At 67.2% G+C, this 14,239-nt stretch carries 14 protein-coding genes; 5 read left to right on the forward strand and 9 right to left on the reverse strand.

The annotated features are described in order from the left end of the window. Positions 1–5: 5 nt before the first annotated feature. Positions 6–1,190 (reverse strand): bifunctional glutamate N-acetyltransferase/amino-acid acetyltransferase ArgJ, encoded by a 1,185-nt coding sequence (argJ, locus tag AC5RVB_RS13655; protein WP_227929029.1) that lies wholly within the window; start codon positions 1,188–1,190, stop codon positions 6–8. Then, positions 1,190–2,221, reverse strand: a complete 1,032-nt coding sequence (gene argC, locus AC5RVB_RS13660; RefSeq protein ID WP_494142927.1) for an N-acetyl-gamma-glutamyl-phosphate reductase — start codon at positions 2,219–2,221, stop codon at positions 1,190–1,192. The genes argJ and argC overlap by 1 nt, the downstream gene beginning before the upstream one ends. Before the next feature lie 109 nt (positions 2,222–2,330). Between argC and AC5RVB_RS13665 the strand changes: the two genes are divergently transcribed. Together AC5RVB_RS13665 and AC5RVB_RS13670 are read left to right on the forward strand one after the other, a co-directional pair. Continuing rightward, complete coding sequence (locus AC5RVB_RS13665; protein WP_494142928.1) at positions 2,331–3,293, forward strand: quinone oxidoreductase family protein; 963 nt, start codon at positions 2,331–2,333, stop codon at positions 3,291–3,293. Between the two features lie 71 nt (positions 3,294–3,364). Further along, positions 3,365–3,709, forward strand: coding sequence for a TfoX/Sxy family protein (locus tag AC5RVB_RS13670; protein WP_227904508.1), 345 nt, complete (start codon positions 3,365–3,367; stop codon positions 3,707–3,709). A gap of 81 nt (positions 3,710–3,790) precedes the next feature. On the opposite strand, the gene pheT is transcribed toward AC5RVB_RS13670, so the two are convergent. After that, positions 3,791–6,331, reverse strand: coding sequence for a phenylalanine--tRNA ligase subunit beta (gene pheT / locus AC5RVB_RS13675; RefSeq protein WP_494142929.1), 2,541 nt, complete (start codon positions 6,329–6,331; stop codon positions 3,791–3,793). Then, complete coding sequence (pheS, locus tag AC5RVB_RS13680; RefSeq protein WP_227904504.1) at positions 6,332–7,408, reverse strand: phenylalanine--tRNA ligase subunit alpha; 1,077 nt, start codon at positions 7,406–7,408, stop codon at positions 6,332–6,334. It lies immediately after the preceding gene. Positions 7,409–7,585: 177 nt separating this feature from the next. Here pheS and AC5RVB_RS13685 point away from each other — a divergent pair, with 177 nt between their 5' ends. After that, entirely contained in the window at positions 7,586–8,011 is a 426-nt protein-coding gene (locus tag AC5RVB_RS13685; protein ID WP_227929026.1) for a hypothetical protein, read from the forward strand. A 34-nt stretch (positions 8,012–8,045) separates the two neighbouring features. After that, positions 8,046–9,077, forward strand: coding sequence for an Rv2578c family radical SAM protein (locus AC5RVB_RS13690; protein ID WP_227929025.1), 1,032 nt, complete (start codon positions 8,046–8,048; stop codon positions 9,075–9,077). Here the strand turns inward: AC5RVB_RS13690 and AC5RVB_RS13695 are convergent. Beyond that, a complete protein-coding gene (locus AC5RVB_RS13695) occupies positions 9,074–9,571 on the reverse strand; it encodes a (deoxy)nucleoside triphosphate pyrophosphohydrolase (protein WP_494142936.1) in 498 nt (165 codons plus the stop codon). The genes AC5RVB_RS13690 and AC5RVB_RS13695 overlap by 4 nt on opposite strands. A 195-nt stretch (positions 9,572–9,766) precedes the next feature. Between AC5RVB_RS13695 and AC5RVB_RS13700 the strand changes: the two genes are divergently transcribed. Further along, positions 9,767–10,981 (forward strand): MFS transporter, encoded by a 1,215-nt coding sequence (locus AC5RVB_RS13700; RefSeq protein ID WP_227904497.1) that lies wholly within the window; start codon positions 9,767–9,769, stop codon positions 10,979–10,981. A 15-nt stretch (positions 10,982–10,996) separates the two neighbouring features. Here the strand turns inward: AC5RVB_RS13700 and AC5RVB_RS13705 are convergent, their stop codons facing one another. The 4 genes from AC5RVB_RS13705 to infC form a co-directional block, all read right to left on the reverse strand. After that, positions 10,997–11,905, reverse strand: a complete 909-nt coding sequence (locus AC5RVB_RS13705) for a TrmH family RNA methyltransferase (RefSeq protein WP_494142930.1) — start codon at positions 11,903–11,905, stop codon at positions 10,997–10,999. A 22-nt stretch (positions 11,906–11,927) separates the two neighbouring features. Further along, positions 11,928–12,575: a 50S ribosomal protein L20, sunset domain variant gene (gene rplT / locus AC5RVB_RS13710; RefSeq protein WP_227904492.1), complete on the reverse strand. Its 648-nt coding sequence runs from the start codon at positions 12,573–12,575 to the stop codon at positions 11,928–11,930. Between the two features lie 121 nt (positions 12,576–12,696). Then, positions 12,697–12,891 carry a 50S ribosomal protein L35 gene (gene rpmI / locus AC5RVB_RS13715; protein WP_146363238.1) on the reverse strand — a complete coding sequence of 65 codons (195 nt, stop codon included), beginning with the start codon at positions 12,889–12,891 and terminating at the stop codon, positions 12,697–12,699. 105 nt (positions 12,892–12,996) lie between these two features. Further along, positions 12,997–13,992, reverse strand: coding sequence for a translation initiation factor IF-3 (gene infC, locus AC5RVB_RS13720; protein ID WP_494142931.1), 996 nt, complete (start codon positions 13,990–13,992; stop codon positions 12,997–12,999). Positions 13,993–14,239 lie beyond the last annotated feature (247 nt).

Here is a 14,239-nt window from a genome sequence, read left to right on the forward strand (position 1 = left end):
CCCGGTTAGCTGCTGTAGGCCGAATTCTCGTGGACGTAGTCCGTGGTCAGGTCATTGGTCCAGATGGTGGCGCTTTCCGTGCCGGCGTGCAGGTCGATTTCCACGCTCACGGCGCGCGGGGCAAGATCCACCGACTCGCGCGGCTCGCCAATGCCGCCGTTGCGGCAGACCTGGACCCCGTTGATGCGCACGTCGATCCGGTCCGGTTCGAAGGCGGCGTCGGTGGTCCCGACGGCGGAAAGCACCCTGCCCCAGTTCGGGTCGTTGCCGAAGATCGCGGTCTTGAAGAGGTTGGAACGGGCGACGGCGCGGGACGCCGTTTCCGCGTCGGCCACGGTGGCGGCGTTGACGGTGGTGATGGCGATGTCGTGGCTGGCGCCCTCGGCATCGGTGATGAGCTGCTGGGCCAGCGAGTGGCAGACCTCGGTGAGGCCGCGGGTGAATTCGTCCCCGTCGGGCACCGTTCCGGAAGCGCCGGAGGCCAGCAGGATCACGGTGTCATTGGTGGACATGCAGCCGTCGGAGTCCGTGCGGTCAAAGGTCACCGCCGTGGCAGCGCGCAGTGCCTCATCCAGTGCCGGGGCGGCAACGTCTGCGTCGGTGGTCAGGACCACCAGCATGGTGGCCAGGCCGGGGGCGAGCATTCCCGCACCCTTGGCCATGCCGCCAATGCTGAAGCTGCCGTCCGCGCCGGTGAACACTGCCTGCTTGGCCACGGTGTCGGTGGTCATGATGGCCTGCGCCGCGGTCAAACCGCCGTCGGCAGAAAGGTCCGCTGCGGCGGCTTCGACGCCGGGGATCAGTTTGTCCATCGGCAGCTGCATACCGATCAGGCCGGTGGAGCAGACCAGGACATCGGAGGCGCTGATCCCCAGGAGGGCGGCAGTCTTTTCCGCGGTGGCGTGGGTGTTTTGGAACCCCTCGGCGCCGGTGCAGGCGTTGGCACCGCCGGAGTTGAGGATGACGGCGTCGGCCCGCCCGTCGGAGACCGCCTGCCTGGACCACAGCACGGGCGCGGCCGCCACCCGGTTGCGGGTGAACACGGCGGCTGCCGCCTTGGAGGGTCCGTCGTTGACCACCAGGGCTACGTCCGACCCGCCGGAGTCCTTGAGCCCTGCGGTGACGCCGGCGGCGCGGAATCCGGCCGGGACGGTGATGCCGGTGCTGGTTTTGCTTTCTGCGGCACTCATTACGGAGCCACCCCCTGCTGCGTCAGTCCCGCGGTCTCTTCCAGGCCGAGGGCAATGTTCATGGACTGCACGGCGCCGCCGGCAGTTCCCTTGTTCAAGTTATCGATGACGCAGCTGACGATCACCCGGTTGGCGTGGGCGTCATAGGCCAGCTGCATCACGGCGTAGTTGGAACCGACCACCATCTTGGTGGCGGGCCACTGTCCTTCCGGGAGTACGCGGACAAAGTGCTCGCCGGCGTAGGCAGCTTCCCAGGCGGCGCGCAATTCGGCCGGGTCGGTGCCGGGACGGACCTTCGCGGTGGCGGTGGTGAGGATGCCGCGGGCCATCGGTGCGAGGGTGGGAGTAAAGGACACCGCCACGGTTTCCCCGGCGGCGGCGGAGAGGCCCTGCTCAATTTCGGGTGTGTGCCGGTGGCTGCCGCCGACGCCGTAGGGGCTCATGCCGCCCAGTACCTCGGAGCCGAGCAGGTGCGGCTTGGCTGCCTTGCCCGCTCCCGAGGTGCCCGAGGCGGAAACGATGACGACGTCGTCGGGCTCCAGCAGCCCGGCCGCGAACCCCGGGGTCAGCGCCAGCAGCGAACTGGTGGGATAGCAGCCGGGCACCGCAATCCGGCGGGCACCCTTGAGCCGGTCGCGGTGGCCGGGAAGCTCGGGCAGGCCGTAGGGCCAGGTGCCGGCGTGGGCGGATCCGTAGAACTTTTCCCACGCCTGCGGATCCTCCAGCCGGTGGTCCGCGCCGGCGTCGATCACCAGGGTGTCTGCATCGAGCTGCGCGGCAATCGCGGCGCTGGCGCCGTGCGGCAGCGCGAGGAACACGACGTCGTGGCCGGCCAGATTTTCCACCGTTGTCTCCCCCAGGACGCGGTCCGCCAAAGCGTGCAGGTGCGGCTGGAGCTCCCCGAGGCGGGTGCCGGCGTTGCTGTGGGCGGTGATGGCGCCGATGCTCACGTCCGGATGGCCGGCGAGCAGGCGCAGCACTTCACCGCCGGCATAGCCGCTGGCACCGGATACTGCTACGGAAATCGTCATGCCATTCACCCTACAGCACATTTATGCAATGGCTCCAATAATTATGCAAACCGTATGATGGGGAGCACATTGTTAAGCGGCACGTTCCAGCCACAGAAAAGGCCATGCCATGCACAAAGCCATTGTCGTCCCGCAGGCGGGCGGCCCCGAAATCCTGCGTTATGAAGACGTTGACCTTCCCGAGCCCGGCCCGCGCCAGCTGCTGGTGAAAGTAGCCGCGGCGGGGGTGAACTTCATTGACACGTACAAGCGCGCCGGGGTTTATCCCATGTCATATCCCTTCATACCCGGTGCTGAGGCGGCCGGTACGGTGGTCTCCGCCGGGCGGGACTCCGGGTTCAGGGAAGGCGACCGGGTGGCCACGGCCGAGGGCGGAGGCACCTATTCCCAGTACACGGTGATGGATGCCGACGTCGCCCTGCCGGTGCCGGCCGGAATCAGCGATGAAACCGCCGCGGCCCTGATGCTCCAGGGCATGACCGCGCACTACCTGTGCAACTCCACCTTCCCGGTGCAGGAGGGGCAGACGGCCCTGGTCCATGCCGGAGCCGGCGGGGTGGGGCTGCTGCTGATCCAGCTGCTCAAGGCCAAGGGGGCCACCGTGATCACCACGGTTTCCACGGAGGAAAAGGAGCTCCTGACCCGCGACGCCGGCGCAGACCATGTGCTGCGCTACGAGGGGTTCACCGGCCGGGTCCGTGCGCTGACCGGCGGCACGGGCGTGGATGTGGTGTACGACGGCGTGGGTGCGGCCACTTTTGATGCGTCCCTGGCGAGCCTGCGCACCCGGGGCATGATGGTGCTCTTCGGCGGAGCCTCCGGGCAGGTGCCGCCGTTCGATATCCAGCGGTTGAACTCCTCGGGTTCACTGTTCCTCACCCGCCCCACCCTGGCGCACTATCTGCTGACACCGGAGGAACGGCAGTGGCGGGCACGCGAACTCTTCGATGCCGTGCTGGCCGGGACCCTGGACGTACGGATCGGGGCCACCTACCCGCTCTCGGAAGCGTCGCGGGCCCAGGCGGATCTGGAGGGGCGGCGCACCACGGGCAAGGTGCTGCTGGCGCCCTAGCGGGACCCTGCCTTCGGGGCCTAATATCCAGCGCAGGGGAGAATGCCAAATGCAAGGCAAGGAGGCCCGGCATGGTGACAAATCGCCCGGTGGCCCGCGACTACCTGGCAGGGCGGCTGCGGCAGGTCCTGGCTCCGCGGCCCAACGTCCGGGAGGTGCGTATGTTCGGCGGGCTGTCCTTTATGGTGGACGAGCGCCTGGCCGTCGCGGCCGGGGCCGGCGGTGACCTGCTGGTGCACATTGACCCCGCCCGTTATGAGGACCTGCTTGAACGCGGCGCGGAAGAAGCCGTCATGGGCAGTAACCGTCCGATGGGCCGGAACTGGCTGACCGTGCCCGAATCCCGGCTGGCGAGCGATGAGGATCTCGCCTGGTGGGTCATGGTGGGCCTGGACTCAGGAGAGGCAGGGGCCTGACGCCCCAGCCTCTTGCAGCGCTCACACAAAAGGGTCCCGCCGGAACATCCGGCGGGACCCTTTTGTCTGGATGGTGCCTACTTAGCGCTGCACGGCGCCGAAGCGTTCGGCGGCCAGCGCGACGGCGGCGGCCCGTGCCTCCGAAGCCTCATCGGCAGTCAGCGTCCGGTCCGGTGCACGGAAGCGGAGCGCGAATGCCAGCGATTTGGACCCGGGTTCAATACCGGCCCCTGCGTAGACGTCGAACAGTGCCACGTCTTCGAGCAGTTCGCCGGCACCTTCCCGCAGGGCCTCGCGGACCTGCTCAGCCGGCACGTCCTCAGCCACCACCAGCGCCACGTCCTGCGTGGAGATGGGGAAGCTGGAGATGGGACGGGCAACGATGACATCGGGAGCGGCATCGAAGAGCGCATCCACGTCCAGTTCCGCAGCCACGGTCCGGGCCGGCATGTCCCGGGCAGCAAGCAGCTTCGGGTGCAGTTCGCCGGCGTAGCCCACGGTCTCGCCGCTGCGCAGTGCAATGCGCGCGGTGCGGCCGGGATGGAAAGCCTGGTGGGAACCCTGTTCCACCACCAGTTCCACACCCAGGACGTCGCCCATCATCCGGGCGAAGTCCACGGCGTCAGCCCAGTCCCAGGTGCGCGGCGTGGTGCCGGCGCCAGGGGCGGACTCGTGGCCGGCCAGCAGCACACCCACGTGCAGCGGCTGGTCGGGGATGCCGGCATACAGCTCATCCAGCACCTCGTCGGACGGTTTGGCGCCCAGCGGCGGGATGCTTTCGGTGCCCAGGTGATCGCCAGGCAGGAAGACCGTCCCGGATTCGAACAGTGCCAGGTCGCGGAAGCCGCGGGACATGTTCCGCTTGGCTACCTCGAACAGCCCCGGCAGCACCGAGGTGCGCAGGTAGCCGTACTCGGCACTGAGCGGGTTGGCCAGCTTCAGTGCCTGCACGCCGCCCTCCTTCGGTGCGCCGAAGGTGTTGTTGTCCGCTTCGGTGACAAACGGGTAGGACAGCACCTCGGTGAGGCCGGCCGCAGCAAGGGACTGCATCAGCCGTCGGCGCTGCTGCTGGACACGGGTCAGGCCGCGTCCGGGAGGTGCCACGGGCAGGGTGGAGGGAATCTTGTCATACCCCACCAGGCGGATGATTTCCTCGGTGAGGTCCTGCGGCGTCTCCAGGTCCGGGCGCCAGCTCGGCGGGGTGACCAGGTAGCCGCCCTTGGTCTTCTCCACGGAGGCGCCAAGGTCCTGAAGCGTGCCGGTGATCTGGGACTCGGTGAAGTCCAGGCCGATCAGCTGCGACGGGAACTGTGCCGGCAGGTCGATGCGGCGGGGTTCGGGAGCGGTGCCGACGTCGGTCACTGACTCATCGGCGGTTCCGCCGGCGAGTTCCACCAGCAGGTCCACCGCCCGCTGGGCGGCCACGTCGGCGACATTCCAGTCCACGCCGCGCTCGAAGCGCTTGGACGCTTCGGAGGGCAGCTTGTGGCGGCGGCGCGAGCGGGCAATGCTCACTTCCTCGAAGTGCGCAGCCTCAATCAGCACGTTCTGCGTGCCGCCGGAGACCTCAGTGGAGGCTCCGCCCATCACGCCGGCAATGCCGATGGCACCGGAGCCGTCGGTGATCAGCAGGTCCTCCGGGGACAGCCGGCGTTCCTTCTCATCCAGGGTCTTCAGGGTTTCGCCCTCGGCGGCGCGGCGCACCACAATTTCACCGGTGAGCTTATCCAGGTCGTAGAAGTGCAGCGGCTGGCCGAGTTCGAGCATCACGTAGTTGGAAATATCCACCACCAGCGAGATGGAGCGTATGCCGGCCAGGCGCAGCCGGGCGGACATCCACGGCGGAGTGGGCCGGGACGGATCCACGCCGCGCACCGTGCGGGCCACAAACCGGTCGCAGCCGGGCTTGCCGTAGATGGGTGCGGCGTCCTCGAGCCGCACCGGGTATCCGTTGCCGTCAGCCTCGGGGACAACGACGGCGGCAGCCGGGTCGGTGAACCGGGTCCCGGTGGCGTGGGCGTACTCGCGGGCCGCGCCGCGGATGGAGAAGACATAGCCGCGGTCCGGGGTGACGTTGATTTCCGCCGCCTGGTCATACAGGCCCAGCAGCTCCATGGCGTCGGTGCCCACCTCGGGGTCCAGGCCCAGCGTGGAGAGAACGAGGATGCCGTCGTGGTCCTCGCCGATGCCCAGTTCACGCACCGAGGCGATCATGCCGGCGGAGACGTGCCCATAGGTCTTGCGGGGGCTGATCCGGAAGTCGCCGGGCAGCACGGCGCCGGGCAGGGTGACAACCACCTTGTCCCCCACCGTGAAGTTGTGCGCGCCGCAGACAATCCCCTGCACGCCGGACGGCTCAATGCCCTTGCCGGTCAGGGTCTGCTCGGTGCCTTCGGGCACCACGCGGACCGAGCACCAGTTGATGGTCTTGCCGTTGCTCTGCGGCTCCGGTTCCATACTGAGCACCTGGCCCACCACAATCGGCCCCTGCAGCTCGTCGGCGGGACGGTGAACGTCCTCTTCCTCCAGGCCGACCTTTACCAGGTCCTCCATGACGTCTTCGGCGGTTGCGTCCGCCGGAACCTGGGCATACTCGCGCAGCCAGGAAAGTGGGATTCTCACTTAGATCTCCATCCCGAAGTGTTCGCTGAAACGTACGTCGCCTTCAATCATTTCGTGCATGTCCGAAACCTCGTTACGGAACATAAGGGCACGGTCAATGCCCATGCCGAAGGCAAAACCTGAATAGACCTCGGGGTCGATCCCGGCAGCGCGGAGCACGTTGGGGTTGACCATGCCGCAGCCGCCCCACTCGATCCAGCGCGGGCCGCCCTTGGCGCCGGGATGCCAGATGTCCAGCTCGGCGCTGGGCTCGGTGAACGGGAAGTAGTTCGGCCGCAGACGGACTTTCGCCTCGTCGCCGAAGAGCACCCGGGTGAAGTGCTCCAGGGTGCCGACCAGGTCCGCCATGGTCAGGCCCTTGTCGATGGCCAGGCCCTCGAACTGGTGGAACACCGGCGTGTGCGTGGCGTCGAGCTCGTCGGTCCGGAATACCTTGCCCGGGCACAGGACGTAAATCGGCAGGTCGCGCTCAAGCATGGAGCGGACCTGGACCGGGGAGGTATGCGTTCGCATCACCAGGTGCGCCTCGGGCGGTTCCACGAAGAAGGTGTCCTGCATTTCGCGGGCCGGGTGGTCCGGCTTGAAGTTCAGGGCGTCGAAGTTGAACCACTCGGATTCCACCTCGGGGCCTTCGGCGATCTCCCAGCCCATACCCACGAATACGTCTGCGACGCGGTCCTGGAGCGTGGAGATGGGGTGCCGTCCGCCAATGTGGCGGCGCCGCGGGGCTGCAGTGACGTCTACGGCCTCTTCGACGAGGATCCGGGCGTCGCGCTCGGCTTCCAGCTCGACGGTGCGTGCTGCGAGCGCCGAGTTAATCCGGCCGCGGGCCGGGCCTACCAGCTTGCCTGCCGCAGCCTTCTGGTCCTTGGGCAGCTTGCCGATGGTCCGGTTGGCCAGTGACAGCGGAGACTTCTCGCCGGTGACGGCGATCCGGACGTCCTTGAGGGCATCCAGGTCCGCTGCGGAGCCTATGGCTGCGAGCGCTGAATCAACGGCAGCCGCAATGGCCGTCTCGTCAAGCGGATTGGGTGCCGCGTTGTCTGGGGAGTCCGTCCCCGGTATGGAATTCGACATGTACCGTTCTTACCTGTTTCCGGCCGTGTTGAGGTGAATGGAAGTGATGCTGACGTGCGAGAGCTGAGCAACAAAGGTGCTGCAGGCAAAGGCACGAAGCCTGCGGCTACCAGTCTAACCAACTCACGCTCCCCGGCCGGGCAGTGTGAAGGCAGGTCCCTGGCCTAGCATGGGCGCATGACGTCCCCTCTGTCCCGCATGCAGGCTCTCCGCCGCATCCTGAACCTGGTCAACGGCACGACGGCGGCAGGGCTGCTCGCTGCCCGGGCGGGCCGGGTACCGGTCAGGTCCGGCCCCGGCGGACTGCTGCTGGCAGAAGGCTGGCGGCTTCCCCTTCCCCGCGCCGCGGCATTCACCCTGGGCAACGTCATCCTCTACCGTTCCCGCGCATCCCGGGCGTTCGATGCCGGGCCCGCCTCCGATCTCCTGCAGCATGAAGCCCGGCACAGCTCCCAATACGCGGTACTGGGACCGGCCTTCCTTCCGCTGTACTTTGCCGCTGCCGGGTATTCCCGGCTGCGCGCGGGCGATCCGGCGTCGTCGAACATCTTCGAGATCCTGGCCGGACTGTCCGACGGCGGCTACCCCGCCCGCCGGGGCTAGACACTTAGATTCGAACATATGTTCTAATAGGTGCATGAGGTGGCAGGAGCAGGAACCCAAGGCAGCGCCGTCCTCCGATGCGCTGCTCCCCCTTCAAGGCCTGGTCCGTTCCGTGCAGACACCGGGCTTCGCGGGCGTGACTTTCCACGAGGTCCTGGCCAAGTCGGTGCTGAACAAGGTTCCCAAGACGTCCTCCATGCCCTTTGGCTGGACGGTGAATCCCTACCGGGGCTGCAGCCATGCCTGCGTGTACTGCTTCGCCCGCAAGACACACAGCTACCTTGACCTGGACACCGGGGCGGATTTCGACAGCCAACTGGTCGTCAAGACCAACGCAGCCGAGGTGCTTCGGCGTGAACTGGCCCGGCCTTCCTGGGACTACGAGCACGTGGCCATGGGCACGAATACCGATCCGTACCAGCGCGCCGAAGGCCGCTACAAGCTCATGCCCGGGATCATCCGGGCACTGGCGGACAGCGGAACCCCCTTCTCGATCCTGACCAAGGGGACCCTGCTGGCCCGCGATCTCCCGCTCCTGGCCGAGGCTGCCCAACAGACCAGCATCAGCATGGGGATTTCCCTGGCCCTGCTTGATCCGGAACTTGCCCGCCGGGTTGAGCCGGGCACGCCCTCGCCCAAGGCACGGCTTGACCTGATCCGGCGGATCCGCGATGCCGGCATGGACTGCAATGTCATGGCGATGCCCCTGCTGCCGTGGCTGACCGATGGTGATGAGTCACTCGACGCACTGTTCTCCGCACTGGCCGCGGCCGGAGCCACCTCGGTCACGGCCGGCGCCCTTCACCTGCGGCCGGGGGCACGCGAGTGGTACCGGGAATGGCTGGCCCGCGACTACCCCCACCTCTCGGCCCGCTACGACAAGCTGTACAACGGCGGGACCTACGCTTCCAAGGAATACCGGCAGTGGCTCGCGGGACGGATCACCCTCGTCAAGAAGCGCTACGGCTTTGCCGGGCGCAACCAGTTCCTCGCCACGCGAGGTGCTCCCCGGCCCGCCCCGCAGACAGCTGCGGGACTGCCGGTGGCGGCCGGAACGCTTTTTTAGTTGCCGCCAATGTCCTGAACGGCGCCCGGGTACGGCGCAAGCGGATCCGATGAGGCCGATCCTGCGGCGGGTTGCGCCGCAGCCTGCAGGACAGCGGTGACGATCGGAAGGTCCGCGGGGATCCAGGGCAGCTCGGCCAGGGCACCGGAGTGAAGCGGTACCCAGCGAAGCTCGTCATGGTCCTGAAGCGGAAGCGGCTCCCCCGTTTTCACCTGAACGAGCCACACACGCATGGCGGCCTTCGGATTCAATGGCCAGCCCTGGTCCAGGGGTCCGGCGACCTCCGTGCCCAGGACCACTTCAATACCGAGTTCCTCGGCCAGCTCACGGTGCAGGGCGGCTTCGCAGGATTCCCCCGGCTCCACTTTTCCACCCGGGAATTCCCACATGCCGGCGAACGCCTCCGGGGCGGTCCGGCGGGCAGCCAGCAGGCTCTGCGGCCGGCCCAGGTCATCAACTATCGCTGCTCCGACTACCTGTTTCAGTTCTGGAATAGACACAGATCGAGTCTACGGTGCCGCCTGTCCTAGACTGGGAAGGAACGGCACCGTGGCCGTTTGGCCCCGGCCAACGGCTGCATCCGTTCTTCCGCTCTGACCACGGGTCCGCCCGACGCGCCCGCGCCTTTCGCCGGCTCCGCGCAACCGCTGATCCGAAAGCACCCCGCACCAATGCCTTCCCTGCGCGTAATGACGCCTAAAACCCATCGTGTCTCCCTGGCCATCACAGCCCTGGCCGCAGGCGGCTTCGCCATCGGCACTACCGAATTCGCCATCATGGGCCTGCTTCAGGAGATGATCGCCGAGCTGGGTGTCTCCGTCCCCGAAGGCGGCCACGTTATCTCCGCTTATGCCCTCGGCGTCGTTGTCGGTGCGCCGCTGCTTGCGGCGGCGGGAGCCAAGATGCCGCGCAAGTGGCTGGCCCTGGGGCTCATGGCGTTCTTTGCCGTCGCGAATCTTTCCTCCTTCATCGCGCCGGATTACGGGTGGCTGCTGGTCACCCGCTTCCTCTCGGGCCTGCCCCACGGCGCCTTCTTTGGCGTGGCTGCCGTGATCGCTGCGTCCCTGGTGGCGCCGACCCGGCGCGGTTGGGCCATCTCCATGGTCATGCTTGGCCTGAGCATCGCCAATGTGGTCGGGGTGCCGTTTGCCACCTGGCTGGGACAGCTGGCCGGCTGGCGCTGGATGTTCGTCCTGGTCGGCGCCATAGCCCTGCTGACCGTCGCCCTCGTCGCCTGGTTCGTTCCGTTCCAGGCCACCCACCCGGATGCCAGCATCCGGCGCGAACTCAGCGCCCTGCGCCGGATGCAGATGTGGCTCGCCCTGCTGGTGGGTACCGTCGGCTTCGGCGGCTTCTTCGCGGTCTACACCTACATCTCCCCCACCATGACCGAGGTGGCCGGCTTCTCCATGGGAGTGCTGCCGCTGATCGTGGGCCTCTACGGCGTAGGACAGGTAGTGGGAAACATTGTCGGCGGACGGATCGCGGACCGCTCGGTGATGGGCAGCATCTACGCCGTCCTGGCCGGCACCGTACTGATCCTGGCCGTCTACGCCTGGGGCGTCCAGTACAAGGCCGGAGCGATCATCCTGGTGTTCCTGGTGGGTGCGATCGGTTCGGCCCTGACACCGGCGCTTCAGACGCGGCTGCTCGATGTCTCCCCCGGCGCGGCATCGCTGGCGTCGTCGCTCAACCACGCGGCATTGAACATGGCCAATGCCCTGGGCGCCATGGCCGGCGGACTGGTAATCGCGTGGGGCTGGGGCTTCCGTTCACCGGCCATCGTGGGTGCCGTGCTCGCCCTGCTGGGGCTGGGAGTCGCCCTGCTCAGCGGGGCCCTGGACCGGCGTCGTATGGCCGGTGATCCCGCCCCTGGTGCTGCGGAAAAGGCGCTGCAGCGCTAGGGCAGGTCAGGCGCCTCAGTTGTGCTGGGCACGCGCCGAGGCATAGAGGCACACGGTGGCGGCGGTACCGACGTTCAGGCTCTCCGCACTGCCGTAGAGCGGCACGGCCACCCGGTAATCGGCGGCGGCCAGTTCTGCGTCAGAGAGGCCCTGCGCTTCGTTGCCGAACAGCCATGCGGTCGAGGCTTCAAGCCGCGGCAGCGCGCCGTCGTCCGCGCCGGCCGGGATACTGCCGCCCGCGCGCCGTACCGCGCTGAGGTCCTGGAGCCGGTCCAGGTTGACGTTCCCGTAGCCATCGGCGGCCAGGACCGTCGCGCCTGCGTCTTTGAGGGCGGCGACGGTTTCGGAAAAGTCTGCACCGGTAATGACCGGCAGATGGAAGAGTGATCCGGCGGTGGAGCGCACCGCCTTGGGATTAAAAATGTCCACGCTGGATGCGGTGAGCACTACCGCATCGGCGCCGGCGGAGTCCGCGGCGCGCAGGACGGTGCCGGCGTTGCCGGGGTCGCGGACCTCGCACAGCACTGCTACCAGCTTCGCGCCGGATGCCAGCACGTCGGCAAGGGTGGCGGTGGAGATGGCGCAGACAGCGACAATGCCCTGCGGCGTCACGGTGTCGGCCATCGCGGCCAGGACTTCGTCGGTGGCCAGGCGCAGCACGGTCCCGCGGGCCAGATCGGCCAGCTCCGGCAGGCGGTCAAGGCATGCCTGTGTTGCATACACTTCGTGCACGACGGCGGGGCCGCCGGCAGCGGCAGCCGCCCGGTGCGCGGACAGCGCTTCCCGGACGGCCTGCGGCCCTTCAGCCAGGAAGCGGCCGGTTTTTAAGCGCGAAGAGCGCCCGGCAAGCTTCGCCACATCTCGGACCCGATCAGCTCGGGGGTTGGACATAAGCGGTGCCTGCGGGCGCCCTTCGTGGTTCATCGTCTTTTAGAGACCGATTCCCTTAGCCCTGGAACTTCTGGCGGGATTCGCCGCCAGCCGGCTCCAGGCCTGCAGCCTTGGCTGCTTCCACGGAATCGAACCAGTATTCAGCAACGGTCTGCTCGTACCAGGTGGAACCCGGGACGTGGTACTTGCCCGAGCCCAGGTTGCCCTTGATAACGAAGCCTTCGGGGGCGTCGCCCTCGGAAGCCTTGAAGCCACCCTTGGCGGAGGCTACGGCAGCGGCCGGCTTGGCGGCGGGAGCAGCCTTGGCAGCCGGAGCAGCCTGGGCGGCGGCCGGAGCCGAGGTGTCGGACGGCAGGGCGTCCTTGGCAATCTGGACCAGCGCAGCGAAGGCAGCGGCGTCGTTGACGGCCAGTTCGGCCAGCATACGGCGGTCAACCTGGATCTCGGCGAGCTTCAGGCCCTGGATCAGGCGGTTGTAGGTCAGGCCGTTGGCGCGGGAAGCAGCGTTGATGCGCTGGATCCACAGGCGGCGGAAGTCGCCCTTACGCTTGCGGCGGTCGCCGTAGCTGTACACAAACGAGTGCAGCAGCTGCTCTTTGGCCTTACGGACCAGGCGCGAACGCTGTCCGCGGTAACCCTTGGCGCGCTCGAGAATAACCCGACGCTTCTTGTGGGCGTTAAGCGCCCGCTTCACACGTGCCACGTGCGTACTCCTTTTGGTAAATCTCCCCGACTTGGTAAGTCACTGCGCCTGGACGGCCCAGGAGCGGGGAAAGTTTTGATGGGGTGAAACCGGCCCGAACGGGACGGCTGTCGGGGATTAGTTAGATGCCCAGCATCTTCTTGATGACCTTGGCGTCAGCCGGTGCAACGAGCTTGTCGTTGGCCAGGCGGCGGGTCAGCGTGGAGGGCTTGTGCTCCAGGTAGTGGCGGCGGTTGGCCTGCTGGCGCTTGAGCTTGCCGGTACCGGTCAGCTTGAAGCGCTTCTTGGCGCCACTGTGGGTCTTCATCTTCGGCATGTCTACCGATCTCCTTTAGGTTTCCGCGGGCAGGCCCGCGGGGCTTTCGACACCTGGGCAGGTGTCAGGGCTTTATTACTGGTGCCAGGACAGCGTGCAGGAAAACTACTCTGCAGTTCCGGGCTTGTTCGAGCCGGACGTTCCCCGCGGGGACGACTTGCCGGCAGGCTTGGGGGCCGCAGCAGGCTTGGGCCGGGCAGCCGGCTTGGGCGGTGCCACAGGCTTTGCCGCGGAAGGCTTCGGGACCGCTGCGGGCTTCGGAGCAGCAGCAGGCTTGGCAACCTCCGCCGGCTTGGCGGGAGCGGCTTCAGCGGCCGGCGCGGGGGCCGGCTTGCTGGCAGCGGCAACGCGGCGGGCCTCGGTGGCGGCCTTTTCAGCAGCAGCTGCCTTGGCGCGCTTGGCGGCCTGCTCCTTCTCTGCCTGCTCCTGCTCTGCACGGGCCTTATCGGCCTCGGCAGCGGAGGAGCCCAGACGAAGACCGTCCGGCAGGAGGTCGGCAAGGCTCTGAGTCATCGGAGCCTTATCCGCGGAAGTGTCCACCCGTGCAGGTGCTTCACCGTTCCTGGCAGCCTCGTTGGCAGCCTTGGCATCTGCACGCTGCGTGGCGCGGCGTGCTTCCGCCTTGGCTTCGGCCTTGTTCTTCAGCGGGCCGATGACCATGACCATGTTGCGGCCGTCGATGCGCGGCGTGGACTCAACCACACCCACCTCGGCGACGTCCTCGGCGAACTTGTTCAGCAGCTTCATGCCCATTTCGGGGCGCTGCTGCTCACGGCCGCGGAACTGGATCATGGCCTTGACCTTGTCACCTGCGCCCAGGAACCGCATGGCGTGGCCACGCTTGGTTTCGTAGTCGTGGGTGTCAATCTTCAGGCGGAACCGGATTTCCTTCAGAACGGTGTTCGTCTGGTTCTTCCGGGCTTCGCGTGCCTTGACGGCGGCTTCGTACTTGTACTTGCCGAAGTCCATTAGTTTGCACACCGGGGGCTTTGCCTGCGGTGCTACCTCAACAAGATCCAGGTCGGACTCGGCTGCAAGGCGGAGTGCGTCCTCAATGCGGACCACGCCTACCTGCTCACCTGCCGGACCTACCAGCCGCACCTCGGGGACGCGGATCCGATCATTGATTCTTGGCTCGCTAATGTTGCAGCTCCTGTGTTGTTCAAAACGGCTACCGCCTGCAACTGAAGAAGGCCCCCAATTGCAAGCGCAATCGGAGGCCCGTAGGAGGGTCGGCGGTAACTGTCTCGAAGCCGGTTCGAGGCAGTTAGCTCCCGGAACGGTTCAGCCGCTTCGGGAAGTCCGTGGACTTTCCTGCTGCTGGCCCGTCGGGGCCGACCTGAACCCG

It is taken from the genome of Arthrobacter sp. Y3225209 (assembly GCF_059090685.1).